Origin of the sequence: Variovorax sp. Root434 (genome assembly GCF_001426595.1) — a bacterium.
Taxonomy (GTDB): Bacteria; Pseudomonadota; Gammaproteobacteria; order Burkholderiales; family Burkholderiaceae_C; genus Variovorax.
Genome location: NZ_LMEK01000001.1, coordinates 122,020 through 147,697 on the forward strand (window position 1 = coordinate 122,020; position 25,678 = coordinate 147,697).

General features: G+C 67.2%; 25 protein-coding genes. 17 read left to right on the forward strand and 8 right to left on the reverse strand.

Annotated features, from left to right (window positions below; all coding sequences use genetic code 11):
* Positions 1–32 precede the first annotated feature (32 nt).
* Both recJ and ASD05_RS00550 read right to left on the reverse strand, forming a co-directional pair.
* On the reverse strand, positions 33–1,754 hold the full coding sequence (gene recJ / locus ASD05_RS00545) for a single-stranded-DNA-specific exonuclease RecJ (protein WP_056586172.1): 1,722 nt from the start codon (positions 1,752–1,754) through the stop codon (positions 33–35).
* A complete protein-coding gene (locus ASD05_RS00550; RefSeq protein ID WP_056586176.1) occupies positions 1,751–2,713 on the reverse strand; it encodes a hypothetical protein in 963 nt (320 codons plus the stop codon). Before ASD05_RS00550 ends, recJ begins: the two co-directional genes overlap by 4 nt.
* A 55-nt stretch (positions 2,714–2,768) precedes the next feature.
* On the opposite strand from ASD05_RS00550, the gene ASD05_RS00555 reads away from it, so the two are divergent.
* Positions 2,769–4,025 (forward strand): lipoprotein-releasing ABC transporter permease subunit, encoded by a 1,257-nt coding sequence (locus tag ASD05_RS00555; RefSeq protein ID WP_056586178.1) that lies wholly within the window; start codon positions 2,769–2,771, stop codon positions 4,023–4,025.
* The gene (lolD, locus tag ASD05_RS00560; RefSeq protein ID WP_056586181.1) at positions 4,018–4,695 is read left to right on the forward strand and encodes a lipoprotein-releasing ABC transporter ATP-binding protein LolD; all 678 of its coding nucleotides are present in this window, start codon (positions 4,018–4,020) and stop codon (positions 4,693–4,695) included. The genes ASD05_RS00555 and lolD overlap by 8 nt, the downstream gene beginning before the upstream one ends.
* 4 nt (positions 4,696–4,699) lie before the next feature.
* Here the strand turns inward: lolD and ASD05_RS00565 are convergent, their stop codons facing one another.
* The gene (locus ASD05_RS00565) at positions 4,700–5,221 is read right to left on the reverse strand and encodes a hypothetical protein (RefSeq protein WP_157609913.1); all 522 of its coding nucleotides are present in this window, start codon (positions 5,219–5,221) and stop codon (positions 4,700–4,702) included.
* 154 nt (positions 5,222–5,375) lie between these two features.
* Here ASD05_RS00565 and ASD05_RS00570 point away from each other — a divergent pair, with 154 nt between their 5' ends.
* A complete protein-coding gene (locus ASD05_RS00570; protein ID WP_007837476.1) occupies positions 5,376–5,990 on the forward strand; it encodes an ATP-dependent Clp protease proteolytic subunit in 615 nt (204 codons plus the stop codon).
* Positions 5,991–6,007: 17 nt separating this feature from the next.
* Here the strand turns inward: ASD05_RS00570 and ASD05_RS00575 are convergent, their stop codons facing one another.
* The gene (locus tag ASD05_RS00575; RefSeq protein ID WP_007837475.1) at positions 6,008–6,397 is read right to left on the reverse strand and encodes a RidA family protein; all 390 of its coding nucleotides are present in this window, start codon (positions 6,395–6,397) and stop codon (positions 6,008–6,010) included.
* 190 nt (positions 6,398–6,587) lie between these two features.
* Here ASD05_RS00575 and ASD05_RS00580 point away from each other — a divergent pair, with 190 nt between their 5' ends.
* The 9 genes from ASD05_RS00580 to ASD05_RS00620 all read left to right on the forward strand — a co-directional run bounded on the left by ASD05_RS00580 (position 6,588) and on the right by ASD05_RS00620 (position 16,157).
* Positions 6,588–8,165 (forward strand): ABC transporter substrate-binding protein, encoded by a 1,578-nt coding sequence (locus ASD05_RS00580; RefSeq protein WP_056587736.1) that lies wholly within the window; start codon positions 6,588–6,590, stop codon positions 8,163–8,165.
* A 31-nt stretch (positions 8,166–8,196) separates the two neighbouring features.
* Positions 8,197–9,138: an ABC transporter permease gene (locus ASD05_RS00585; protein WP_056586187.1), complete on the forward strand. Its 942-nt coding sequence runs from the start codon at positions 8,197–8,199 to the stop codon at positions 9,136–9,138.
* A 3-nt stretch (positions 9,139–9,141) separates the two neighbouring features.
* On the forward strand, positions 9,142–9,981 hold the full coding sequence (locus ASD05_RS00590) for an ABC transporter permease (protein WP_007837472.1): 840 nt from the start codon (positions 9,142–9,144) through the stop codon (positions 9,979–9,981).
* Positions 9,981–11,018, forward strand: a complete 1,038-nt coding sequence (locus tag ASD05_RS00595; protein ID WP_056586190.1) for an ABC transporter ATP-binding protein — start codon at positions 9,981–9,983, stop codon at positions 11,016–11,018. Before ASD05_RS00590 ends, ASD05_RS00595 begins: the two co-directional genes overlap by 1 nt.
* Positions 11,019–11,172: 154 nt before the next feature.
* A complete protein-coding gene (locus ASD05_RS00600; RefSeq protein ID WP_056586193.1) occupies positions 11,173–12,156 on the forward strand; it encodes an ABC transporter ATP-binding protein in 984 nt (327 codons plus the stop codon).
* On the forward strand, positions 12,153–13,454 hold the full coding sequence (locus ASD05_RS00605; protein WP_056586196.1) for an amino acid deaminase: 1,302 nt from the start codon (positions 12,153–12,155) through the stop codon (positions 13,452–13,454). The genes ASD05_RS00600 and ASD05_RS00605 overlap by 4 nt, the downstream gene beginning before the upstream one ends.
* Before the next feature lie 10 nt (positions 13,455–13,464).
* Complete coding sequence (locus tag ASD05_RS00610) at positions 13,465–14,376, forward strand: MurR/RpiR family transcriptional regulator (RefSeq protein ID WP_007837465.1); 912 nt, start codon at positions 13,465–13,467, stop codon at positions 14,374–14,376.
* A complete protein-coding gene (locus tag ASD05_RS00615) occupies positions 14,373–15,845 on the forward strand; it encodes an N-acyl-D-amino-acid deacylase family protein (RefSeq protein WP_056586199.1) in 1,473 nt (490 codons plus the stop codon). Before ASD05_RS00610 ends, ASD05_RS00615 begins: the two co-directional genes overlap by 4 nt.
* A 126-nt stretch (positions 15,846–15,971) precedes the next feature.
* Complete coding sequence (locus ASD05_RS00620) at positions 15,972–16,157, forward strand: hypothetical protein (RefSeq protein WP_056586202.1); 186 nt, start codon at positions 15,972–15,974, stop codon at positions 16,155–16,157.
* Positions 16,158–16,180: 23 nt separating this feature from the next.
* Here the strand turns inward: ASD05_RS00620 and ASD05_RS00625 are convergent, their stop codons facing one another.
* Positions 16,181–17,104, reverse strand: coding sequence for a LysR family transcriptional regulator (locus tag ASD05_RS00625; RefSeq protein WP_056586205.1), 924 nt, complete (start codon positions 17,102–17,104; stop codon positions 16,181–16,183).
* 141 nt (positions 17,105–17,245) lie between these two features.
* On the opposite strand from ASD05_RS00625, the gene ASD05_RS00630 reads away from it, so the two are divergent.
* Both ASD05_RS00630 and ASD05_RS00635 read left to right on the forward strand, forming a co-directional pair.
* A complete protein-coding gene (locus tag ASD05_RS00630; RefSeq protein ID WP_056586208.1) occupies positions 17,246–18,142 on the forward strand; it encodes a transporter substrate-binding domain-containing protein in 897 nt (298 codons plus the stop codon).
* A gap of 3 nt (positions 18,143–18,145) precedes the next feature.
* On the forward strand, positions 18,146–19,447 hold the full coding sequence (locus ASD05_RS00635) for an aminotransferase class V-fold PLP-dependent enzyme (RefSeq protein ID WP_056586211.1): 1,302 nt from the start codon (positions 18,146–18,148) through the stop codon (positions 19,445–19,447).
* Between the two features lie 54 nt (positions 19,448–19,501).
* Here ASD05_RS00635 and ASD05_RS00640 read toward each other — a convergent pair whose 3' ends face one another.
* The gene (locus ASD05_RS00640) at positions 19,502–21,184 is read right to left on the reverse strand and encodes a SulP family inorganic anion transporter (protein ID WP_056586214.1); all 1,683 of its coding nucleotides are present in this window, start codon (positions 21,182–21,184) and stop codon (positions 19,502–19,504) included.
* A 256-nt stretch (positions 21,185–21,440) separates the two neighbouring features.
* On the opposite strand from ASD05_RS00640, the gene ASD05_RS00645 reads away from it, so the two are divergent.
* Together ASD05_RS00645 and ASD05_RS00650 are read left to right on the forward strand one after the other, a co-directional pair.
* A complete protein-coding gene (locus ASD05_RS00645; RefSeq protein WP_235507822.1) occupies positions 21,441–21,941 on the forward strand; it encodes a DUF4337 domain-containing protein in 501 nt (166 codons plus the stop codon).
* A gap of 19 nt (positions 21,942–21,960) precedes the next feature.
* Positions 21,961–22,221 carry a hypothetical protein gene (locus tag ASD05_RS00650; protein WP_157609914.1) on the forward strand — a complete coding sequence of 87 codons (261 nt, stop codon included), beginning with the start codon at positions 21,961–21,963 and terminating at the stop codon, positions 22,219–22,221.
* 521 nt (positions 22,222–22,742) lie between these two features.
* Here ASD05_RS00650 and ASD05_RS00655 read toward each other — a convergent pair.
* Positions 22,743–23,015: a helix-turn-helix domain-containing protein gene (locus ASD05_RS00655; protein ID WP_056586223.1), complete on the reverse strand. Its 273-nt coding sequence runs from the start codon at positions 23,013–23,015 to the stop codon at positions 22,743–22,745.
* A gap of 254 nt (positions 23,016–23,269) precedes the next feature.
* Here ASD05_RS00655 and ASD05_RS00660 point away from each other — a divergent pair, with 254 nt between their 5' ends.
* Positions 23,270–23,842 carry a helix-turn-helix domain-containing protein gene (locus ASD05_RS00660; protein ID WP_056587739.1) on the forward strand — a complete coding sequence of 191 codons (573 nt, stop codon included), beginning with the start codon at positions 23,270–23,272 and terminating at the stop codon, positions 23,840–23,842.
* Positions 23,843–24,151: 309 nt separating this feature from the next.
* Here ASD05_RS00660 and ASD05_RS00665 read toward each other — a convergent pair whose 3' ends face one another.
* Complete coding sequence (locus ASD05_RS00665; protein WP_056586226.1) at positions 24,152–25,672, reverse strand: tripartite tricarboxylate transporter permease; 1,521 nt, start codon at positions 25,670–25,672, stop codon at positions 24,152–24,154.
* Positions 25,673–25,678 lie beyond the last annotated feature (6 nt).

A 25,678-nucleotide genomic window follows, 5' to 3' on the forward strand; every position in this document is an offset into this window, starting at 1 on the left:
TGCGATCGCAGGCTTTTCCAGGGACAGCCCCCCTAGAACTCCGCCCCTTCGACCAGGAACCGCAGCCGCCGCACGCCCTGCCATTCATCGGCATCGAGCCGGAACGCCAGCTTCACGCGCGGCGGCAGCGGCTCCGTGTGGCTGAACCAGATCGCGTCGATCGGCTGGCCCTGGTGCCTGAGCTTGAGCGACAGGTGCTTCTCGCCCACCAGCCGCTGCGACACCACTTCCACCTCTTCGCTGAAGGTGGGCGGCGCGAAGCCCTGGCCCCACACCTCGCGGTGCAGCGTGTCGACGAGGTCGATGCGCATGTACTCGCGCGAGATCGGTCCGTCGGTCTCGATCTGCCGCGTGAGCGCGGCTTCGGCCAGCCATTCGCCGGCGACCTGCGCGAAGCCTTTCTCGAAGGTCTCGAAGTGCTCGCGCGCGACCGTGCAGCCGGCCGCCATCGCATGGCCGCCGAAGCGCAGCAGCACGCCCGGATGGCGCTTGGCCACGAGGTCGAGCGCATCGCGCAGGTGGAAGCCCGGAATCGATCGGCCCGAGCCTTTCAGCTCCTGCTCCTTGCCGGGCGCGCCGCTCGCGGCGAAGACGAAGGTCGGCCGGTGGAAGCGGTCCTTGATGCGCGAGGCCACGATGCCCACCACGCCTTCGTGGAAGCCCGCATCGAACACGCTGATGGCCGGCGGCGGCGCTTCGATGCCCTCGCCATCGGTGGCGAACAGCGACTCCGCCAGCAGCAGCGCCTGGTCGCGCATGCCGCCCTCGATGTCGCGGCGCTCGCGGTTGATGCCGTCGAGCATGCGCGCGAGTTCCTCGGCGCGGCCCGCGTCGTCGGTCAGCAGGCATTCGATGCCGAGCGTCATGTCGGCCAGTCGGCCGGCGGCGTTGATGCGCGGGCCGAGTGCGAAGCCGAAGTCGAAGGTGGTGGCGACAGAGGCATTGCGGCCCGCGGCCTTGAACAATGCGGCAACGCCCGCAGGCATTGCACCGGCGCGGATGCGGCGCAGGCCCTGTGCCACCAGGCGGCGGTTGTTGGCATCGAGCTTCACCACGTCGGCCACGGTGCCGAGCGCGACCAGCGGCAGCAGCGCATCGAGCTTCGGCTGGCTGGCCGTGTCGAACACGCCGCGCTTGCGCAGCTCCGAGCGCAGCGCGAGCAGCACATAGAACATCACGCCGACGCCAGCAATGCTCTTGCTTTCGAATTCGCAGCCGGGCTGGTTCGGGTTGACCAGCACGTCGGCCACCGGCAGCTCGGGGCCGGGCAGGTGGTGGTCGGTCACCAGCACCTGCAGGCCGCGCACCTTGGCGGCGGCCACGCCTTCGACGCTGGCGATGCCGTTGTCGACGGTGATCAGCATGTCGGCGCCGCTGTCGGCCACGCGTTCGGCGATGGGTGGCGTGAGCCCATAGCCGTCGACCACGCGATCGGGCACGAGGTAGCTCACGTGCTTCGCGCCCAGCAGGCGCAGGCCGCGCACGCCGACCGCGCAGGCGGTGGCGCCGTCGCAGTCGTAGTCGGCGACGATGCACAGGCGTTTGTCCTGCGCGATGGCGTCGGCCAGCAGCACTGCGGCCTCGTGCGTGCCGCGCAGCGTGTCGGGCGCCAGCAGGCGCGCGAGGCCGTCATCGAGTTCTTCCTTGGCACGCACGCCGCGGGCGGCGAACAGCCGGGCGAGCAGCGGGTGCACGCCGGCCTGCTCCAGCGCCCAGACGGTGCGCGGCGGGATCTCCCTGGCGATGATCTTCATAGCGACTCCAGCACGGCCGATGCCCGCTTGCGGTCGAACAGGCTCCTGGCCCAGCCAGCCAGGCCGCGCGGCTGCACGGTGTAGCGCTGCGCCGCGCGGTCGCCGCACAGCGTGAGGGACACCTCGGCGCCGCCTGTGTAGCTGGCCAGCAGCGAGGCGACCGGGCCGGCGTCCAGCGCGTGCCAGGCGGCAGCCCAGCCCATGCCGTCGTCGCGCAGGGCGGTTTCGCGCAGTGCATCGCTCACTGCCGGCACGGCGGCGGGCGCAACTTCGTGCTTCAGTGCGCCGGTGCCGCTGAGCCAGAAGGAGTTGATCGGCGGCACGCCGCGCGCGGCGCGGTCGTCGTTCACGCGCTGGGTGTACAGCAGCATCTGCATTTCGTTCTGCAGGCGGCGCAGCGGCCGTGCCGAGTCGCCGAGCGGCGACCACTGCGAGATCGGGTAGCCCACCGCGCGGTCGATGGAGGCGGTGGCCAGGCCGTCGAAAATGGGGGCGCGCGCCAGCCATCGGCCGGGTACGGGGGAGGGGTGCAGCGCGATGCCGTCTTCCTCGAAGAAGGGGCGCGCGGCTTGCAGCAGCGCGGCCGATTCGGCGGCGTCGATCTCGATGGCGGACGGGTCGCCCAGCACCACGTCGTCGATGCCGATCTGCCAGTTGCATAGCGTGACGAGGCCCCAGCCATCAGGGTCGTTGGGCGCGGCGATGCCCAGTTGCCGCGCTTCGAGCGCAGCCCAGGGAATGCAGCCGTCGGCCGCGGCGATGCCCGCTGCCCGGGCCAGCGCGCGTTCGTGCGGAGGCGAGCGCGTGCTTTCGTCCTGCGTGTCGGTATCGGCCAGCGTGAGCCGCGCCAGCAAGGTTTCGAGATTGGGGAGCCGCAAGGTGGGCAGCGCAGCGCGGCATGCAGGGGAACCGCGGCCGGCAAAGGGAATCAACAGGTGACGTGGGAGGGTTTCGGCCATCTCCCTATTGTCCGGGAAGCCCTCAGGGTATCCGGGATGCCACAATTCCGCCCCTATGCGACTTCCCTACGAACTGCAGCTCGGCTGGCGCTACACGCGCGCAGGCCGGGCGACGCGGCGCAACGGCTTCATCTCCTTCATCTCCGGTGTCTCGATGCTCGGCATCGCGCTGGGCGTGGCGGCGCTGATCATTGTGCTCAGTGTGATGAACGGCTTCCAGAAGGAAGTGCGCGACCGCATGCTCGGCGTGGTGTCGCACATCGAGATCTTCTCGCGCGACGGGCAGGCGCTGCAGAGCCTCGACGCGATCACGGCCGCTGCCCGCAAGAACCCCGAGGTGGTCGGCGCAGCGCCCTTCATCAACACGCAGGCGCTCATTGCGCGCGGCGAGGACATGAAGGGCACCATCGTGCGCGGCATCGATCCCAAGCTCGAGCCCGAAGTCACCGACATCAACGGCATCGCCTCCAAGGGCACTTTCGACAAGCTGGTGCCGGGCGAATTCGGCATCGTGCTCGGCGCGGAGCTGGCGCGTTCGCTCTTCGTGCAGCCGGGCGACCAGGTCACGCTGGTGGCGCCGGGCGGGCAGGTCACGCCGGCGGGCGTCGTGCCGCGCCTGAAGCAGTTCACCGTGGTCGGCACCTTCGACTCGGGCCACTACGAATACGACTCGGCGCTCGCCATGGTCCACGAGCAGGACGCGGCCAAGGTGTTCCGCCTCGAAGGGCCCACGGGCATCCGCCTGAAGCTCAAGAATCTCAACGAGGCGCGCGACGTGGCAGACCAGCTCGCCGTGACTCTGCCGGGCGAGTTCCTCATCCGCGACTGGACGCGCCAGAACAAGACCTGGTTCGCGGCCGTGCAGGTCGAGAAACGCATGATGTTCATCATCCTCACGCTGATCGTGGCAGTGGCGGCCTTCAACCTCGTCTCCACGCTCGTGATGACCGTGACCGACAAGCGCGCCGACATCGCCATCCTGCGCACGCTGGGCAGCTCGCCGCGCAGCATCATGGGCATCTTCGTGGTGCAGGGCGCGATGGTGGGCGTGATCGGCACCGTGGCCGGCCTGCTGCTGGGCCTGGGCATCGCCTACAACATCGACGTGATCGTGCCCTTCCTCGAGCAGCTGTTCCATGCGAGCTTCCTGCCGAAGGACATCTACCTGATCAGCAAGATGCCGAGCGATCCGCAGCAAAGCGACATCGTGCCGATCGCGATCATTTCCCTGGTGCTGGCCTTCGTCGCCACGCTGTACCCGAGCTGGCGCGCCAGCCGCGTGAACCCTGCCGAAGCCCTGCGCTATGAGTGAAGTTGTATTGAAGGCCCGTGGATTGACCAAACGGTTCCACGAGGGCAGGCTCGACCTGACCGTGCTGCACGGCGTGGACCTCGACGTGCATGCCGGCGAAACACTGGCCATCGTCGGCGCCTCCGGCTCCGGCAAGAGCACGCTGCTGCACCTGATGGGCGGGCTCGATGCGCCCACGACGGGCAAGGTCGAGCTGCTCGGCAAAGATATTGCGCACGCCGATCCGGCGGAGCAGGGGCGCCTGCGCAACCAGCACCTGGGCTTCGTCTATCAGTTCCATCACCTGCTGCCCGAGTTCAGCGCGCTCGACAACGTGGCCATGCCGCTGAAGATCCGCCGCGTGGAGCCGCATGCGGCTGCGCAGTCGGCGGCGAAGATTCTCGAAAGCGTGGGCCTGGGCCAGCGTTTGCACCACCGTCCGGCCGAGCTGTCGGGCGGCGAGCGCCAGCGCGTGGCGATCGCGCGTGCGCTGGTCACGCAGCCGGCCTGCGTGCTGGCCGACGAGCCTACCGGCAACCTCGACCGCAGCACGGCGGACACAGTGTTCGCGCTGATGCTCGACCTCGCGCACCGGCATCGCACGGCGTTCGTGATGGTCACACACGACCAGGACCTGGCGAAGCGTTGCGACCGGGTGCTGCAGTTGGTGGCGGGGCGGCTGGCGGGGTGAGCCGCTACTGATCAGCGCTGCTGGCTTCGCGGCGTTGCATGGCGGCCCGCAGTTGCGTCAGATGGCGGTTGGTTCGCCAGCGTGACCAGATGGACAGCAGTGCGAGCAGGATGCCCCCTGCTGCGCCTGAGAGGGTCCAGCGAAGGTTGTCGCTTCGTTTTTCTGCCCTGGCTTGGACAGTGGCCGCATAGGTGCATTGCAACTGGCCATTCGCTGCGATCTCGAAGAGCGTGTGGTCATCGTGCAGCGTGATGACGGGAGTGCCTTTCGGCAGTTGGGCGATCTGTTGTTCGCATGCATCGATGGCGAGCTGCCGGGAATTGCCATCGGACTCGACGACCGCGTAGTTGTTGGATCGCGCACGTCCCTTCCCCGGTTCGATGCCCATGAACAATCCCGAAGTGCGCGAAAGATCTTCTTTTTTCGTCTCCGGGATGAGTGCCAAAGTGCTGAGTGCGGCGAGCAACACGGCGACAAGAACCCCGACATAGAGCGCACCAGAGATCCCCCGCAGGCTTTTGTTCATTGCCGGATTCTGCCTCCGGGGCGCGCTGGATCAGCCATGGCGAGAAATGGCGCTCGCCGAGTACCTGAGCAGCTTGCCATTGATTGAAATGTCGCGAAACTGGGGGCTAGTCCGCCAAATAGTCCGACAGTCCAAAACCACAGGAGCCTGCTTCATGCTGCCCATGTTCTCAATGGAATCCGAAGACGACACCAAGCCCGCGGCCACCGCCGAGCCGCGCAACTCCTACCTGGAGGAGAAAGCGTTCAAGTCGCGCACGCTGCTGATCTTCGGCACCGTCACCGACTCTGTGGCCGCCGACGTGACGCGCCGGCTCATTGCGCTCGATGCCGACAGCGCCGACAAGCCTATCGACATCCTCGTGAGCTCGCCCGGCGGGCATCTGGAGTCGGGCGATGCCATCCACGACATCGTGCGTTTCATCAGCGCGCCGGTGAACATGATCGGCACCGGCTGGGTCGGCAGCGCGGCCACGCACCTGTTCCTGGCCGCGCCGCGCGAGCGCCGCGTGTGCCTGCCCAACACGCGCTTCCTGATCCACCAGCCCAGCGGCGGTGCGGGCGGGCAGGCGACGGACATCGCGATCCAGGCGCAGGAAATCATCAAGGCCCGCCAGCGCATCGCGCACGAGATCGCGCGAGAGACCGGCAAGCCCATCGACGTGGTGCTGGCCGACATCGAGCGCGACCGCTGGCTGTCGGCTGCGGAGGCCGTGGAATACGGCTTGGTCTCGCGCATCATCCAGCGCAAGACCGAGTTGAAGGGCTGAGGTTTGAGCCCGCGTCCTCAGGCCTTGGGCTTGTAGGCCACCACGTCGATCTCGACCTTGGCGTCGACCATCAGCCGCGCCTCGGTGGTCGAGCGCGCCGGCTTGTTCTCGCCGAAGTAGCCCATGTAGATGCGGTTGAAGGCACCAAAGTCGCGCGCGTCCTGCAGCCAGACGGTGCTCTTGCACACGTCGTCGAGCGTGGCGCCGGCCAGCGCGAGCACGGTCTTGAGGTTTTCCATCACCTGGCGCGTCTGCGCCTCGATGCCGCCCACCACGATCTCGCCATCCTTGTTCGCCGGCACCTGGCCCGACACGTAGATGAAGTCGCCGGCGCGCACGGCCGGGGAGAAGGGGCGGGCCTGGCGGTCGGACGCGACGGGCGGGGCGCCGAGGTATTCGAGGGGCATGAAGACTCCTGAGAAGTGGTGAAAGAAGGGAGAAGGGAGCCGCGAGTATCGCGCTCAATCTGAAAATCTCTTTCAGATTAACCCTCAATCAAGGGTTAACACGGATGATTTGGCATGAATGCTGCTTCAAAGTCCAGGCCGAAGAGAAATTTTCTTTCACAAACTCGCAAGCCCCATGAAGGAGTTCCCCATGCCCCACGTCGGTCCTGTTGTCCAGCGCCTGCCCAAGCTGTCGAAGCGCAGCCTGCTGGGAGCCTCCCTGCTCGCGATGCTGTGCGCCGCGCTGCCCTATCAGCAAGCTCACGCCCAGGGCCCGCGCAACTTCGCCACGCTGGCGATGGTGGCCGAGCCGCAGACGCTCGACCCGATGGCCTCCACGGCCGACCTGGTCGGAACCATCATGCAGCACGTGTACGAGACGCTCTACACCTTCGACGCCAAGTGGAACGTGGTGCCGATGCTGGCCGAAGGCATGCCGAAGATCTCGGCCGACGGCAAGACCTACGCCATCACCCTGCGCAAGGGCGTGATGCTGCACAACGGGCGCGAACTCAACGCCGACGATGTGGTGGCCAGCCTGCAGCGCTGGATGGACCAGTCGCCGCGCGGCAAGGCCGTGGGCAAGGAGGTCGCCAGCCTCAAGGCCAAGGGCCCGCTGGCGGTCGAGGTCGTGCTGAAGGAGCCTTATGCGCCGCTGCTGTCGCAGCTCGCGCTGCCCAGCGGCATGGCCGCCATCATGGCCAAGGATTCCATCGCCTCGCCGCTGAAGGATTTCGTCGGCACCGGCCCCTACAAGTTCAAGGAACGCCGCCCCGACCAGTTCGTGCTGCTCACGCGCTTCGACAAGTACAGCGCGCGCAAGGAACCGGCGAGCGGCTACGGCGGCAAGCGCGAAGCGGCGATCGAGGAGCTGCGCTTCGTGCCCGTGCCCAACGCCAGCACGCGTGTCGAAGGCGCGCTGGCCGGCCAGTACGACTTTGCCGACCTGCTGCCGGTGGAAGCGCTGCCGCGCCTGGAGAAGTCGGGCGGCAAGACGGTGCCGATCATGACGCCGTCGTTCGGCTTCCCGTACCTCGTGCTCAACACCAAGGAAGGCGTGGCCGCCAGCCAGCCGGTACGCCAGGCGATCCAGACCGCGCTCGGCGAAGGCGAGATGCTCGCTGCCGGCTTCGGCGACACGCGCTTCTTCGTGGCCGAAGGCAACCACTTCCCGAAGGGCTCGCCGTTCTATTCGGCGGCCGGCGCCGACCAGTACAACCAGCGCAACGCCGCCAAGGCGAAGGAAGCCGCGGCCAAGGCTGGCTACAAGGGCGAGCCGATCCGCGTGCTCACCAGCCGCCAGTACGACTTCCACTACAACATGGCGCTGCTGATGGCCGAGCAACTCAAGCGCGCCGGCTTCAAGGTCGACCTGAACGTGGTCGACTGGGCCACGCTGGTGCAGCGCCGCAACGACGCCAAGCTGTGGGACATCTACGTCACGCACTCGGGCCAGTTCCCCGAGCCCATGCTCTCGCCGCCGCAGCTCGGCGACGGTGCACCCGGCTGGTGGGACACGCCCGCCAAGAAGACGGCACTGCAGGCCTTCAACGTCGAGAGCGACCCTGCCAAGCGCGGCGCACTGTGGGGCAAGGTGCAGCAGGTGGTCTACGACGAGGTGCCGTACATCAACGTCGGCAAGTTCAACGGCCTGTCGGCAAAGAGCCCGGCGCTGGACAACTACCAGCCCGCGACCTGGCCGTTCTTCTGGAATGCCCGGATCAAGTAAGTAATGAGGCCGTTGAAACGATAACCGCCCCATGATCCGCTACATCGCTTCCCGCGCCGCAGGCATGCTCGTCGTGCTCGCCATCGTGGCCGTGCTCGTCTTCGTGCTCACGCGCGCCGCATCGGGCGACCCGGTCTCGGTGCTGCTGGGCGACCAGGCCACCGCGGCCGACATCGCCCGCGTGCAGAAGGAGTACGGCCTCGACAAGCCGCTGCCCGTGCAGTTCGGCTACTGGCTGCGCGAGGTGCTGCAGGGCAACCTTGGCACCTCGATCTTCCTGCAGCGGCCGGTGACCCAGGCGCTGTGGGAGCGCTCCGAACCCACCACGCTGCTCGCGCTGATGGCCGTGGCCATCGCCGCGCTGATTGGCGTGCCATGCGGCATCGTCTCGGCCGTGTTCCGCGGGCGCGTGGTCGACCAGCTGTTCACCGGCATCGCGATGTTGGGCGCGAGCATTCCGAGCTTCTGGCTGGGCATCGTGCTGATCCAGATCTTCGCGGTGTCGTTCGGCTGGTTCCCGGTGTCGGGCTACGGCGCGCCCGATGCGGCGCTGGCCGAGCGGCTGCATGCGCTGGTGTTGCCGGCCACGGTGCTGGGCCTCTTGAACTCGGCGCTCATCATCCGCTTCACGCGCGCCTCGATGCTCGACGTGCTCGGCGAAGACTACGTACGCACGGCGCGCTCCAAGGGCCTGAGCGAAAGCACGGTGGTGCTCAAGCACGCGCTGCGCAATGCGCTGGTGCCCATCGTCACGGTGATCGGCCTCACGGTCGCGCTGATGATCGGCGGCGCCGTCATCACCGAGACCGTGTTCGGCCTGCCCGGCGTGGGCAACCTCGTGGTCAGCGCCGTGCTGCGGCGCGACTACCCGGTCATTCAAGGTGCATTGCTCGTGATCGCCGCGATCTATGTGCTCATCAATTTCTCGATCGACCTGCTGTACGCAGTGGTCGATCCGCGCGTGAAGGTCTGAGCGATGCGCATGCCTCGAATGCTCCGCCAGCTGATGCATCGCCGCATCGTGATGGTTTCCGCCCTGGTGCTGCTGGTGATCGCCATCCTGGCGATCGGCGCACCGCTGTTCGCCTCCATCGATCCCAACGACACGGCGGTGCTGCAGCGCCTGAAGGCGCCCAGCGCCGAGCACCTGCTCGGCACCGACGAACTGGGCCGCGACCTGTATTCGCGCATCGTGCATGGCGCGCGCTACTCGCTGGCCATCGCGGCGCTCACCGCGCTGGGTGCGGTCATCGCCGGCACGGTGCTGGGTTTGATGGCCGGCTTCTTCCGCCGCCTCGACGCCCCGCTGATGCGCGTGGTCGACGCGATGATGTCCTTCCCCGACATCCTGCTGGCCATCGCGCTGGTGGCGATCCTCGGGCCCTCGCTCATCAACACGGTGCTTGCGCTGGTGCTGGTCTACACGCCGCGCGTGGCGCGGGTGGTGCGGGCCTCGACGCTGGTGGTGCGCGAACTGCTGTTCGTCGAAGCGGTGCGTGCGCTGGGCGTGCGCACCTCGCGCATCCTGTGGCGGCACATATTGCCGAACCTGATGTCGCCGATCCTGGTGCAGGTGTCGTTCATCTTCGCCTACGCCATCCTGGCCGAAGCGGGTCTGTCGTTCCTCGGCGTCGGCGTGCCGCCCGAGATCCCGACCTGGGGCACCATGGTCGCGGGCAGCCAGCAGTACGCGCACCAGGCCTTCTGGGTGGTGTTGTTCCCGGGGCTTGCGATCATCTTCACCGCACTGTCGCTGCAACTGCTGGGCGACGGTGTGCGTGACCTGCTCGACCCGAAGCTCAAGAAGACCTCGTGATGAACAACGCCAACCAGACACCACGCCTCACGGTCAGCAACCTGAGCACCAGCTTCCCCACCGAAGACGGCCTCGTGCGTTCGGTGGCCGACGTGAGCTTCTCCATCCAGCCCGGCAAGACCACCGCGCTGGTCGGCGAATCGGGCTCGGGCAAATCGGTGACCAGCCTCACGCTGATGCGCCTTCTGCCCAAGACCGCGAACGCGCAGGTCAGCGGCAGCGCCTCGTTCGTGACGCGCGAAGGCAAGACGCTCGACCTGCTGCAGATCGGCGAACGCGAGATGCGGTCGCTGCGCGGCAACCAGCTGTCGATGATCTTCCAGGAGCCGATGACCAGCCTGAACCCGGTGTTCACCATCGGCGAGCAGATTGCCGAGAGCGTGCGCCTGCACAAGGGGCTCGACCGCAAGGCGGCGCTGGCCCATGCGCTGCGCATGCTGGAGTTGGTGGAGATCCCCGCCGCCGCGCAGCGCATCCACGAGTACCCGCACCAGCTTTCGGGCGGCATGCGCCAGCGCGTGATGATCGCGCTGGCCATGGCCTGCGACCCGACGCTGCTGATCGCCGACGAGCCCACCACCGCGCTCGACGTGACCATCCAGGCGCAGATCCTCGAACTCATGCGCCGGCTGCAGGCCGAGACGGGCATGAGCATCCTGTTCATCACGCACAACCTCGGCGTGGTCGCGCACCATGCCGACGACGTGGTGGTGATGTATTCGGGCCGCGTGGTCGAGAGCGCGCCCGTGCGGCCGCTGTTCGCGCAGCCCGAGCATCCGTACACGCAGGGCCTGCTGGCCTGCCTGCCGGGCAAGGCGCGGCTGCCAGGGCAGCCCAAACCGAAGCGGCTGTTTGCCATTCGCGGGCAGGTGTCGAGCCCACTCGCGCCGCCGCCCGGCTGCGCTTTCGAGCCGCGCTGCGACCTCGCGCTGCCCGAATGCAGCGCCGCGATGCCGCCGCTGCTCGACATCCGGCAGGGCCGCCAGGCGCGATGCATCCGCGTGCAGCCCGAGCAGCCGCTCGCGAGGGCCGCATGACCCGCGCGCCACTTCTGTCTTGCTCCCTCCCCCTCTGGGGGAGGGCCGGGGTGGGGGCACTCGGCCGTTCCATCGCCGCGACGGTCTCCACCGCCCAGAGCCCCCACCCCAACCCTCCCCCAGAGGGGGAGGGAGCCAATACCGAACACCCACGATGACCACCGCAGCCCCCCTCATCGAAGTCCGCGGACTCAAGAAATACTTCGGCAGCAGCGATCGCCCCGTGCGCGCGGTCGACGACGTGTCGTTCGCGATCCAGCCCGGCGAGACGCTGGGCCTCGTCGGCGAATCGGGCTCGGGCAAGAGCACCATCGGCCGCACCGTGCTGCGCCTGCTCGAACGCACCAGCGGCCAGGTGCTGTACCGCGGCGACGACATCGGCACGCTGTCGGGCGAGCGCATGCGCAAGCTGCGCAGCAAGCTGCAGATCATCTTCCAGGACCCGTATGCCAGCCTGAACCCCAAGATGCGCATCAGCGCCATCCTCGGCGAGGCGCTGTCCACGCACGGCCTGCACAAGGGCGCGGCCGCGCGCGACAAGCGCATTGCCGAACTGCTCGAAACCGTGGGCCTGCGCGCCGAGCATGCGAGCCGCTTTCCGCACGAGTTCTCGGGCGGGCAGCGCCAGCGCATCGGCGTGGCGCGCGCTCTCGCGGTGGAGCCCGAATTCATCGTGGCCGACGAGCCGCTGTCGGCGCTCGACGTGTCGATCCAGTCGCAGGTCATCAACCTGCTGGCCGACCTGCGCGAGCGGCTCGGCCTGACGATGCTCTTCATCTCGCACGACCTCGACGTGGTCGAGTACCTGTGCGACCGCGTGGTGGTGCTCTATCTCGGCAAGGTGATGGAAGTCGCCAGCACCGACGAACTGTTCGCCCGTCCCTCGCACCCCTACACCCAGGCGCTGCTGGCCGCGAGCCCGAAGCCCGACCCGGAGGTCGCGACCGAGCGCATCGCGCTGAAGGGCGACATTCCCAGCCCCATCTCGCCGCCCTCGGGCTGCGTGTTCCGCACGCGCTGTCCGCACGCCGTCGAGGCCTGTGCGCAGACGGTGCCGCCGCTCGACGAGATTTCCGCCGGACACTACAGCGCCTGCATCCGCAAGGAATTGCTCTCCAACATTGCCGCACGACCATGACCGATACCGCCACCACCGATTTCAACGACCCGCTGCTGGGCAGCAGTTTCAAGGGCTACCCGCGCACGCAGCCGCCGCGCCGCCGCAGCGAGATCGGCGCCGCCGGCTGGAACGTGCTGGCCGGCGACCTGCCGCTGCCGCTGGCCGTGCTCAAGCGCGAGGCGCTCGAGCACAACCTCGCGTGGATGCAGTCGCGCGTGCGCGAATGGGGCATCGACCTCGCACCGCACGGCAAGACCACCATGTCGCCGCAGCTGTTCCAGCGCCAGCTCGACGCTGGCGCCTGGGGCCTGACCTTCGCGACCGTCACGCAGCTTGCCGTGGGCGTGGCGGCCGGCGCGCGCCGCACGCTCATCGCCAACCAGGTGGTGAGCGACGAAGACCTCGCGGGCATCCAGCTGCTGCTGGCCGACCATGCCGACCTGCGCATCGTGTTCCTGGTCGATTCGCTGGCGCAGCTCGCGCTGATCGAGGACTGGTCATCGCGCCATCCCGCGAGCGTGCCTTTCGAGGTGATGCTCGAGATCGGCGTCGACGGTGCACGCACTGGCTGCCGCACGCATGAAGAAGCCGTCACGCTGGCCACGCGACTGCGCGCCAGCAGCGCCGCGAAGCTCGTCGGCATCGAGACCTACGAAGGGCAGGGCGCGACCGGCGTCAGCGAGCCCGACACGGCCTACGCCACCACGCTGATGGACCGCGTGGAAGCCGTCGCCCGTCATTGCGACACCGAAAAACTTTTCGAGACCGACGAGGTGCTGGTGTCCGCCGGTGGCTCGGCCATCTTCGATCTCGTGGCCGGACGGCTCAAGCCCGCGCTCGGCGCGCCGGTGCGCGGCCTGCTGCGCTCGGGCTGCTACGTCACGCATGACCACGGCTTCTACAAGCGCATGGTCAGCGCGGTGGACGAGCGCCTGGGCTGCAACTGCGGCGAAAGCCTGGTGCCGGCGATGGAAGTCTGGGCCACCGTGCAGTCGCGCCCCGAGCCCGGCCTCGCGATCCTTGCCGTGGGCAAGCGCGACATCTCCTTCGACCTCTCGCTGCCCGTGCCCATCGCGCGTGCCGCGCGCGGTGTGCTGCAGCCGCATGCCGTGCCCGCCGGCTGGAAGATCACCGCACTCAACGACCAGCATGCCTACCTGCGCTGGGACGCGGGCGAGGAAGCCGAGGCGCCCAAGGTCGGCGACCGCGTCGGCCTCGGCATTTCGCACCCCTGCACGACCTTCGACAAATGGCACTGGATGCCTGTCGTCGAGCAGGACTACCGCGTGAGCGACGCCGTCGCCATGCACTTCTGAACACGCACCGATGACTCCTTCCCTGCTTCAGAAAATCGGCGAGATCCGCAGCGACGCCCCGGCGACGCGGCGCGCGATTCTCGACCTGATCCTCGAAGACCCCGACCGCGTGCTCGAGGAAAGCTTCGAGCAGCTGGCCGAACGCTCGCGCAGCTCGGTGCCGACCATCATGCGCACCTGCCGCGACCTCGGCTTTGCCGGGCTGCGCGAGTTCAAGCTCGCGCTCGCACAGGAGCTGGCGCTCGGCGGCTCGCCGCTGCACCGCCGCGTGAACATCGAGGACGCGGCCGACGAAGTGGTGGGCAAGATCGCGCGCAGCGCGGCGGCCTCGGTTTCGGGCGTGCGCGGCCAGCTCGACATGCAGGTGCTCGACGGTGCAGTGGCCGCCATCGCGGCCGCGCCGCACGTCGACCTGTACGGCGCGGGCGCCACCTCGTGGTTCATGGCCAACGACCTGCAGGCCCGGCTATTCCGTCTCGGCCTGTCGGCCAACGCCTGGGCCGACTACCACCTGCAGCAGGTGGCCGGTGCGGCGCAGCGCCCGGGTGGCGTGGTCATCGCCATCTCGCACGTGGGCGGCATGCCCTCGCTGCTCGACGCGGTGGACATCGCGCGCGGGCAGGGTGCCAAGGTGGTCGCGATCACCCGGCCCGGCACGGCGCTGGCGGCCAAGGCCGACTTTCTGCTCGGGCTCTCGGTGCCGGACGACGCGGTGATGCACGTGGGCATCGACGCCTACCTGACGCACCTCACGGCGATCGAGATCCTCACCGTGCTCGTGGCACAGCGCCGCGGCGAGCCCGCGGTGCAGCGCCTGCAGCGCGCGCGCGAGGCCTTCCAGCGCCATGGCATCGACGCCACCACGCATCCGCTGCAGAGCTGGGATGGCGGCGGCATCAGCGGCGGAGGGCGCGCATCGTGAGCCAGGACTCCAAAGCCATCCTGCTCGAGGCCGGCCTCGTGGTCGACGGCTCGGGCGGCCCCTCGTGGCCCGGCGACGTGCTGCTGCAGGGCGACCGGATCGTTGCGCTCGGCGAAGGCTTGCGCGAGCGGCTGCCCGATGGCCTCGCGCTGGCCGACGTCGAGATCGTCGACTGCCGCGCCAAGGTCATCGCGCCCGGTTTCATCGACGCGCACACGCACGACGACGCCATCGTGCTGCGCGACCCGCTGTGCCTGCCCAAGGTGTCGCAGGGCATCACCACCGTGGTCACGGGCAACTGCGGCATTTCGCTCGCGCCGTACCGCACGCCGCAATCGAAGCCGCCGCTCACGCTGCTGGGCGCCGATTCGTTCAAGCACGCGACCATGGCGGAGTACCGCGCGGCCGTCGATGCGACGCAGCCCGCGCTCAACGTGGCCGCACTGGTCGGCCACACCACGCTGCGCTTCGCGACCATGCAGGCGCTGGACCGTCCCGCCAGCGCCGACGAACTGGCGCGCATGGAAACGCTGCTCGACAGCTGCATGGCCGACGGCGCGCACGGCATGTCGTCGGGCCTGTTCTACGAAGAAGCCTTTGCCGCGCCCGCCGAGGAAGTGACGGCGCTGGCGCGCGTCGTGGCCCGCCACGGCGGCGTCTACGCCACGCACCTGCGCAGCGAGATGCAGCAGATCATCGAGGCGCTGCATGAGGCCGGCGACTCGGCCTTCAGCGCTGGCGTGCCGCTCGTCATCTCGCACCACAAGTGCGCCGGGCCGGCCAACTGGGGCCGCACCAGGGAAACCCTGCCGCTGATCGAGTCGCTGGCGCAGCGCCAGAAAATCGCGATGGACGTCTACCCCTACGTGGCTGGCTCGACCGTGCTGCGCGAGGACCTGGTCGACGGCGTGATCGACGTGCTGCTCACCTGGTCCGACCCGCATCCCGAGATGATGGGCCGGCTCATTTCCGACATCGCGCGTGAATGGGGCACCACCGAGCAGGAGGCCTGCCTGCGCCTGAAACCGGGCGGTGCTTGCTATTTCCAGATGCAGGAGGAAGACGTGGAGCGCGTCATCGCGCACCCGCTCACGATGATCGGCAGCGACGGCCTGCCGCACGACCGCCATCCGCATCCTCGCCTATGGGGCGCCTTTCCGCGCGTTTTTGCGCGCTATTGGCGCCAACGTCGCCTTTTCACGCTTGAACAGGCGGTGCACAAGATGACAGGCATGACGGCGCGCAACCTGCGCATTGCCGACCGCGGCCTGTTGCGCGCGGGCACCATGGCCGACGTGGTGGTGTTCGACCCCGAGACCATCGCCGACACCGCCACCTACGAGCAGCCGCACGGCGTGAGCCTGGGCGTGGAACGGGTGTTCGTGAACGGCGTGCTGGCCTATCGGGGCGGCGAGGCCGAAGCCCGGGTCCTTGCGCGGGCGGGCCGGATGCTGGCGCGGGGGGCCTGAAGAGCAGGGCGGGGCCGCCGTATCTGACCGGGAATAACCTCAAGACCTCTAAAGTTCTAACGCTCTCGGCAAAAATCAGTCAAACTTGTACATCTTATTGGCCGTCGAATTCCGACAGGAGCAAAGATGGACAAGGACGCTGAAGGCCTTGGTGCTGATTTCGAGCTGTGGCAGCAGCTCACGGACGACTACGAAGCCGCATTGGGCGCCCTGGCCCGGGGCGAGCCGGGCGCGCGAGAGCGGGTGGTCCGGTTGTCGTTGGCACTTCAGCAACTGCACCCGGACCTCTCCCCCGTCGACCACGACTACTGAGGCGCCGCACAAGATCAGCAAGCTCAGTCCTGCGCCGGCTCCTCTTCCGCCTGCGCCTGGAACATGCGAGTGAAATCGCAGCACTCCTGCGCCAGCATCACGATGGACGAGGTGAGCGCGCTGCGGTGCTCGCCCTTGTGCATTGCCACGTAGCGCACCACGGGCAGCGCCGGCGCCACGTCGATCACCGCCAGCATGCCGGCCGCCACCAGCGGCTGCAGGCACTGGCGCGGCAGGTAGCTCACGCCCAGCCCCGACACCGTGAGCCCGGTCAGCGCCACCAGGTTGCTCACCACGATCACGTTGGCGGGCTGCACGCCTTGCTCCTTCATCCAGGCGTCATAGGCGCGGCCGGTGCCCGAGTTGTTGCCCTGCACCAGCATGCGATGCCGCGCGAGCTCGTGCAGCCGCACGGTGCCGCCGGCCGGCACCACGCCGGGCTTGCACATCCACGCGCTCGTCACCTGGCCAATGGCCTTGTGCTGCAGCCGCGAGTCGGCGAAGGTGTCGGGCACGATGACCAGGTCGAGTTCGTCGGCCAGCAGCTTGTCGCGCAGCTGCAGGCTGTCGTCCACGTCGGGCTCGAGGATCACCTTGGGATAGTGCTGCTGGATCAGGCCGACCAGCCGCGGCAGCCACGTCATCGCGGTCAGCTCGGTAACCCCGATGCGGATGCGCCGCTCCACCACGCCGGGCTTGCCGAACTGCTCGACGGCCGCGTCGCGCTGCGCCAGCAGCTTCTGTGCGAGCACGTACATCTCCTCGCCCTTCTCGGTGAGCCGCGCGGTGCGTTGGCTGCGGTCGAACAGCTCGGTGTCGAACAGCTGCTCCAGCTCGTGCACCCGCTTGGAAATGGCCGACTGCGAGGTGTTGAGCTGGTTGGCCGCCTGCGCAAAGCCGCCGAGGCGGGCGATCCAGTACAGGGCTTCGAGTTGCTTGAAGGTCATCACGGTCGGCGGCTCCAGCGATATCGGGTTGATTGAACGCTTTTATTCATGCAATTCGATCACAAAAAATCGCTTTTAGAAATTCATCGCGAAGCCGAAGATTCGCCCGAGCCAACGTCATCGACTCTTCAAGGAACCACCATGGACCTCAGGAAACTGCCTCTCGCACTCGGCCTCACCCTTGCTTTCGCCTGCGGCGCCGCCAGCGCCCAGGACGGCGGCACCCTGCAGAAGATCAAGGAGAGCGGCACGATCCAGATCGGCGCGCGCGACAGCCAGATCCCGTTCTCGTACAAGCTCAGCGCCGACAGCGCCCCCATCGGCTTCACCAACGACATCTGCCTGAAGATCGTCGACGCGGTGAAGGCCAAGCTTGGCCTCGCGAAGATCGAGGTGCGCTACACCATGCTGAATTCGACCAACCGCATTCCGCTGCTGCAGAACGGCACCGTCGACCTCGACTGCGCCACCACCACCAACACCACGCAGCGCCAGCAGCAGGTCGACTTCGCGCCCAGCCACTTCGTCACCAACATCACCGCTGCCGTGAAGAAGGCCTCGGGCATCAACGCGCTGGCCGACCTCAACGGCAAGAACGTGGCCACCGTCTCGGGCAGCACCTCGATCCAGCTGCTGCGCGGCGCGCGCAAGAGCGGCACCATCGAAGTCAACGAGATCGCCGGCAAGGACACCTCCGACGGCTTCCTGCTGCTGTCCACCGGCCGCGCCGATGCCTATGTGCTCGACGACGTGCAGCTCGCCGGCATGGTCGCCAGCGCGACCAACCCGGGCGACTACAAGCTGCTGAAGGAGTCGCTGCGCCAGGAGCCCTACGGCATCATGCTGCGCAAGGACGACCCGCAGTTCAAGGCGCTGGTCGACGAGACCGTCACCGGCCTGATGAAGTCGGGCGCCATCGAGCAGCTCTACACCAAGTGGTTCCTCTCGCCGATTCCGCCGAAGAACGTGAACCTCAACTTCCCGATGTCGGACGCGGCGCGCGAGATCTACAAGAACCCGAACAACAAGGGCGTCTGAGCGATGGATCTCCAGCTTCCGAACTTCCCCAAGGGCCAGGCCTTTTCCGATGCGCTGATGCGCGAGGTGAAGGCGCGCTTCCTGCAGGTCGACCACGACCACCACGGCCGCGAACGCCTGTACTTCGACAATGCGGGCGGCTCCTTCCGCCTCAAGGCCGCGGCCGAGCGCTTCGCGCAGGTCGACGCCATTCCCGACAACGCCGAGCGCATCCACGCCACGGCCGTCGAGTTGCAGGACATCCAGGCCAAGGGAAGCGCCGACCTGCGCACCATCCTCAACGCCACGGGCGGCAGCGTGTACGCCTCGCTCACCGCTTCGGGCGCCATGTTCGACATGGTGCGCGCGGTGGCCGAGAACGTGCCGGGCACGAACATGGTCACCACCGTGCTCGAGCACCCCTCGGCCTTCGACGCGATGAGCCTGTATGCCGAGCGCCTCGGCCGCGAGCTGCGCGTGGCGAAGAGCAACCCGGTGACCGGCGGCGTCGACGTGGACGAGATCGTGCGGCTGGTCGATGAGAACACCTGCCTGCTCAACGTGATTTACGCGTCGAACATCTCGGGCGTCAAGCTCGACATGGCCGAGATCGTGCGCCGCGCACGCGAGATCAAGCCCGACCTGTACATCCTGGTGGACGCCGTGCAGCATGCGCCGCACGGCCTCATCGACCTGCAGAAGACGCCGGTGGACGGCATCAACCTCGCACCCTACAAGTTCTTCGGCTGCCGGGGCTCGGGGCTGTCGTGGATGTCCGTGCGCGCGGCCGTGCTGCCGCACCACAAGCTCGCGGGCAAGAAGACCGACTACTGGGACCTGGGCAGCGCCGCGCCGTGGCAGTTCGCGGTGCTCACGGAAATCGTCGACTACGTGTGCTGGCTCGGCGGGCACTTCACCGATGCCGTCGACGCCACCGACCGGCGCGCGTTGTTCGCGGCAGGCATCACGCACATCGAACTGCACGAGCGCGCACTGCTGGCGGTGCTTCTGGACGGCAACGAGAACGCCACCGGCATGCGCAAGCTCGAAGGCGTCAATGTGTTCCTCGACTACCAGGACCTGAGCAAGCGCGACCTGATCCTGGGCATTGGCTTCGACCGCATCGACTGCACGCAAGCCGTGGTCGAGTACGCGAAGCGTGGCGTGACGGTCTACGAGCGCGTGGCCACCAGCATCTACTCGAAGCGCATGCTCGAATCCTTCGGGCTCGTGGGCACGGTGCGGGTGTCGCCGCTGCATTGCAACTCCATCGCGGACGTGGAGAAATTCCTGCGCATCACGCGGGAGATCGCTGCAGACATTTGAAGGTGCAGGGCGCGGCGCCGTGTACGCCCCTTCGCGCGGCAGCCACGCGCGAGTTCAGGCGGCAGGAGGAGCCACGCCGACCGGCTGCGCGCGCTGCAGCTGCACCGCGTCGTCCACGCTCCATGGCGCATACACCTCGGCGTGCAGATCGGGCGAGTCGACCTTGGCCAGCAGGTCGCGCACGCTGTCCTTCACGCGCGCCAGCGTCAGGCGCGTGCCCCGCACGCGCACATAGGCCGCAAAGTCGCACAGCGCCTCGATGCTGGTCGCGTCGAGGTCCGGCGACTCCTCCAGGCTCAGCACCATGCGTTGCAGGCCCGGCGTCGCGTCGATGCGCGCGCGGATCGAGGCAAACACCGCATCGGCGTTGCCGAAGAACAGCGGCACTTCGGGTCGCGCGATGAGCACGCCCGGCGGCACCACCGCCTCGGGGTGGCGTGCCGTGTCGACAAAGTCATGGCTCCCGCCCAGCCGCCCGAGCCAGCTGACGGTGGTGCGCGAGAAGCCGCGCAGCAGCAGCAGCAGGCTCACGCCAATGGCGGCCAGCAAGCCGTCGAGCACACCCAGCAGCAGCACCGCGGCCACCGCCACCAGAGCCACGAGCCGGTCGCGCCGCCACTGGAAGTACGGCCGCAGTGCTGCCGGGTTCAGCGTATGGCTCACCGCGTGGATCACGATGGTCGCCAGCAGCGGCTCCGGTGTGTGCGCGATCCACGGCAGCAAAGTCAGCACAGCCACCAGCACCACCAGCCCCGCCACGATGCCGGCCGCGCGGCTCTGCGCACCGGCCGATTCGTTGGCCGACGTGGCCGAGTAGCCCGCGCCCACCGGCATGCCCTGGAACAGGGCCGACAGCAGGTTCGCGCCACCGAGCGCCAGCAGGTCGCGGTTGGCCGACACGTTGTCGCCGTGGCGCATCGCGAAGGTGCGGATCGAGCCGTACGACTCGGCATAGAGGATCAGCGCCATCGCAAAGGCCAGCCCGCCGAGGCTTTGCCATTGCGAGCGGTCGAGCTGCGACACGCCCGGGTGCGAGAAGTCGAGCGAGATCGGCCCCACCGCCGCCACGCCCCAGGCATGGCACAGCCCGCTCACGTCGAGCGCGATGCCGGCCACGATCACGAGCAGCGCCGCCGGCACCGCGCGCCATCGCGCCAGGCCGCGCAGCAGCACGAGCGCCACCAGCGCCATGGCAGCCCCCGCAAGGTTCCAATGCCGCCATTGGTCTGCGAGCCCCGCGGCGAGCCGGAAGAAATCGCTGTGCGCTGGCTGCACCGCCAGCACCTTGGGCAGCTGCTTGACCACGATGGTCAGCGCAAGCCCCAGCGCGAAGCCGCGCAGCACCGGCTTGGCGATCAGGCTAGACACCGCGCCGAGCCTGGCAATGCCGGCGATGACGAAGAACACCCCCGCCAGCAGCACGATGCCCGCGCCCATCGCGAGCCGCGTGCCCGCATCGACACCCGTCACCGACATGGTGGCCGCGAACAGCACCGCGGCGGAAGACGAGGTGGCCGAGACGATCGCGAAGCGGCTGCTGCCGACGAAGCCGTAGACGAGAAGGCCCGCGAACAGCGCAATCACGCCGGCCTGTGGCGGCAGCCCCGCGATGCCCGAATAGGCCACTGCCTCGGGCAGCAGCAGGCCCGCGATGGAGACGCCCGCCACGATGTCGGCAAGGCCGGGGCGGCGAGGGGTGGGCGTGGGCATCGGCGTTGGGGGAGTTTCCTCGGTCATGGGCAAGTGTGCTGTGGCCGCCCCCATGCTGGCAACGGGTGGCGGACCGGAACCTGACGGCGGGGCGCCGGGGGTGCCGCGCGACCGGGCATACTCGCGCGCGCTCCACATTCCAACACTTCACAGCAAGGACCCCATGTCAGGACACGGCTTTCACGTGCACGGCCCGCACGATCACGAACTCGAACACGCCGCAACCGCCGGCCATGGCCACGGCCCCGAAGACGGCGCCGCGGCTCATTCAGGCGGCATGAACATGACGAGCAAGATCGCGGTGTGCACCGCCGTGATCGCCACCTTCGGTGCGATCTTCTCGTACATGGGTGGCGCCACCCAGGCGAACGCCGGCCTCTACAAGAACAACGCCGCGATCAAGAAGACCGAGGCGTCGAACCAGTGGAACTACTTCCAGTCGAAGAGCACCAAGCAGGCGCTGGCCGAGTTCGCGCGCGACACCGCGACCGACGACGAGCGCAAGCAGGGCTGGCAGGCCAAGGTGACGCGCTACGAGCAGGAGAAGACCGACATCCAGACGGCAGCGAAGAAGCTGGAGGCCGAGGCCAGCCAATGGGACGCGCAGTCTGAAGAGCAGATGCACCAGCACCACCGCTGGGCGCAGGCGACCACGGTGCTGCAGGTGTCGATCGCGCTGGCTGCTATTGCGTTGCTGACGAAGAAGAAGTGGCTCGAGCGCGCGATGTTCGGGGTGGCGGTGGCGGGGCTTGTGGTGGGTGGGTTGGCGGCGTTTCACGTATAGGGCAACGCAGCTCGCCGCGGTGCGGCGCGACATTCCGCTTGTGCGTCTGCGCTTTGTGCCCAAGACCGATAGTGATGCGCTGGCCCTGCGCGAAGGGCGCATCGATCTCGAGGTGGGCACTCTGTTCGACAAGGGGCCGGAGATGCAGGCCTCGCTGCTGTGCGCGTTTGAAACTGGTTGCTTGCGTGTCGGAGCCGCTGGCGCGCCCGTGGCGGCGAGTCTCGGCCTGGCGATCTTCACGCTGCCCGTGGCCGTTCTCATGGCGCCTACGCCGAGATAAACTCGCGCCCGTTCGGGGCCTGAGAATCCCGACAGTACCGGCGCAATGCTGGTGCATCGCCAGTCGGCCAAGCTGCCGGCGCCCGCGCTGCGCCAAGCGTCAACGGGGAGTCACTTCAACGTGAAACCTATGACGCGCAGAAAAAACCTTCACGCGCTCCGCGAGAGCGCTTCCTCGACTCAAGGCCATCTTTGTTTTTACTGCCGGCACCCCATGTGGCGCCAAGGCGCAAAAGCATTCGCTACAGAACACGGCATCTCGCGCGAGCAAGCGCGAATTACATCCTCAAGGGCAGCCTGGAAGACCAAGTTCATCTGGAGCCCATTGACTATCGAGCGTCGTTCCGACGGGTGGTCGGGTGATCTACAGCGGCTGAAAAGTCTTGTCCCTTTTGCACTTTGCCTGCTGAGCAAGCCTTGGGGCAGATCGCCGACGCACTCTGACTTCGGAGCCGGTCAGCGGCATCTACAGAGATAGCTTCAATCGGAGAAGCGATTGCCCTGGATGATCGGCGAGATCTCTTACTCAGCCGCCGACTTAGTCCGCAGCTCTTTCTTGTAGCGCTTCATCAAGGAACTCATGAGTTCCGACGGCTCTACCTCGAGCCCATTGCACAAGAAGATGAGACTGGTCAATGAAGGGCTGGTAGTGGCCGTCTCCAATTTGGCAATGAATGTGCGATTGAGGCCCGACGCAAAACCGAGCTCTTCCTGATTGAACCCGCGCACTGCCCGCCGAGCCTTCAGCTCGGCCGCAAAGGCTTTCAGTAGTGCGGGATCCTGCGTTGATCGCATGCAACGAATCTCGCTGCATGGACTTCTTTATGCACCCGCTTGTATGGTACATAATGAGTTGCGCATCTGCGTTTCTAATTTCGCAATGGATCGCTCCTCCTGCGGGTTGCCTCTGTTGCCGAGATTGAAAGCTCTTACCGCTGCCAACGAATCCAATGACGCGTCGACAGATCGCTTCGCCTCTACCAACGGCTCACCCTCTGCGGTTGCCGGTCTCGGTGACGCGTGTCCGACCGAGGCAACCCGCGCCTGTCGTGCGCAGCCTGTCCGCGGTACGCATTGGGACGCAGGTGAGGGCGCTGCGCATGGCGGCCCAGGTGTCTGGCGGCGAACTGGCCAAGACCTCGGGGATTTCTGCATCGATGCTTTCTCGCATCGAGCGCGGGTTGGTCTCGCCTTCGGTCGAGACCTTGGAGCGCCTCGCGCAGGGGCTGCATGTGCCGACCTCGCGCTTCTTCAGTGATCAGGCGCGGCGCACAGACTTTTGTCATGTGCGTGCAGGACATGGTGTCTTGGTCGATCGCATCGGCGCGGTGGCGGACTACCGCTACGAGCTGCTGGGTCACCTCCTGTCGGGCAACCTGTTCGTCGAGCCCTATCTGGTCACGCTGCTGCCCGGCGCCGATCCCTACGTGACCTTCCAGCACCCGGGTCTCAAGTTCCTGTACTTCCTGTCCGGGGAGGTCAGCTACCGTTACGGCGGCAGGACTGTGGAGGTGAGGGCAGGGGACTCGTTGCTGTTCGATGCGACCGCACTCCATGGGATCGAGGCCATTCAGACGCAGCCGGTCTCTTACTTGTCAGTGGTGTTCACGCTGCGGGAGTAGGCTGTTCTTGGCGGCCCTGCCGCGCTGCGCGGGCGACGTGAATGCCCATTCGATGGCCCCCCGAATTCGCTACGTGTCGAATTCACTTCTCTGTCCGGCTCTATTTCTCCGTGTTCGGCATGTCGAACACCGAGAAATCTGCGGCTTTCGTCGCAACGGGTTACTCGGGACGCCAATCCCGATCACGCTTTTTGACGTGACGGGGCGCAGTATTGCCACGCAAATACCTGCAGATGCATTGGCCGGTCAGAGCCCCCGGCAAACGCATCCCCATCCGCGAAAGATCGCGGGGGCCGCGACCGCTATTGCTTACTCCTGCGGCTCCAACGCAACCGGTGGCTGGATCCCGCTCTTCCTCCGAGCCTGGAGCACGAACGAAACCACCTGCCACACCACAAAGATCCCGATCAGGCTCAGCAGCGTGCCGCTGATCGGCCGCGAGACGAACGTGCCGAAGCTCCCGCGGCTCAGCAGCATCGCGCGGCGGAAGTTCTCCTCCAGCATCGGGCCGAGGATGAAGCCGAGCATGAGCGGCGCGGCGTCCATCTCCAGCCGCATGAACATGTAGCCCATGAAGCCGAAGGCGGCGGTGATGAAGATGTCCTCCATGTTGTTGTTGACGCTGTAAGTGCCGATGCAGCAGAAGAACAGGATCGACGGGAACAGCACGGCGTACGGAATCTTGAACACCGACAGCCAGTAGCGCACCAGCGGCACGTTCAGCACCAGCAAGAAGACGTTGCCGATCCACATGCTGGCCACCAGGCCCCAGAACAACTCGGGGTGGCTGCCGATCATGTTCGGCCCGGGCTGGATGCCCTTGATGATGAAGGCGGCCAGCATCAGCGCCATGACGGCGTTTTCCGGAATGCCGATGCTCATCAGCGGAATGAAGCTCGTGCGCGCGGCGGCCTCGTCGGCCGCGGCCTGGCCGGCCACGCCTTCGATGCAGCCGGTGCCGATCTCGTGCTTGTACTTGCTGACCTTCTTGTCGATCGCGTAGGCCGCAAACTGGGCGATGGTCGGGCCGCCGCCGGGCAGGATGCCCAGGAAGGAGCCGACCACGCTGCCGCGCAGGGCGCTCGGAATGATCCGCTTGAACTCCGCCCAGGTCGGAATCAGATTGATCTTGCCGTTGAAGGGCGAGCGCTCCTCGCGCGAGTCGAGGTTCTTGGTGATCTCGGCGATGCCGAAGCAGCCCAGCGCGATGCTCACGATGCCGACGCCGTCCACCAGGAACGGCAGGTCGAGCGTGAAGCGCTGCGCACCGCTGTTCACGTCGGTGCCGATGGTGCCGAGCAGCACGCCGATCATGCACATGGCCAGCCCGTTGAGCAGGCTGCCGGTGGTCACGAAGCTCACGCACACAAAGCCCACCAGCATCATCGCCACGTAGTCCGCAGGGCCGAAGAGGAATGCCACCTCGCCGAGCACGGGCGCCAGAAACGTCAGCACGAGGATTGCGACCGTGCCGCCGATGAAGCTGGAGAAACCCGCCGTGAATAGCGCCAGCCCCGTCTGCCCTTTGAGCGTCATCGCATATCCGTCTATGCAGGCCACGATGCTGCTCGCATGCGGGATCTTCATCGTGATGGCGCTGACGCTGTCGCCGTACTGCGCGCCGTAGTAAATGCCGGCCAGCATGATCAGCGCGCCGGTCGTGGGAATGGAGTAGGTCAGCGGCAGCAGCAGGCTGATGGTGGCCAGTGGGCCCAGACCGGGCAGCAAGCCGACCAGCGTGCCCACCGTGCAGCCGATTGCGCAGAACATGAGGTTCTGCCAGGTGAGGGCGTGCGAAAAACCGAACGCCAGGTTGTTGAGGACTTCCATGGTCTT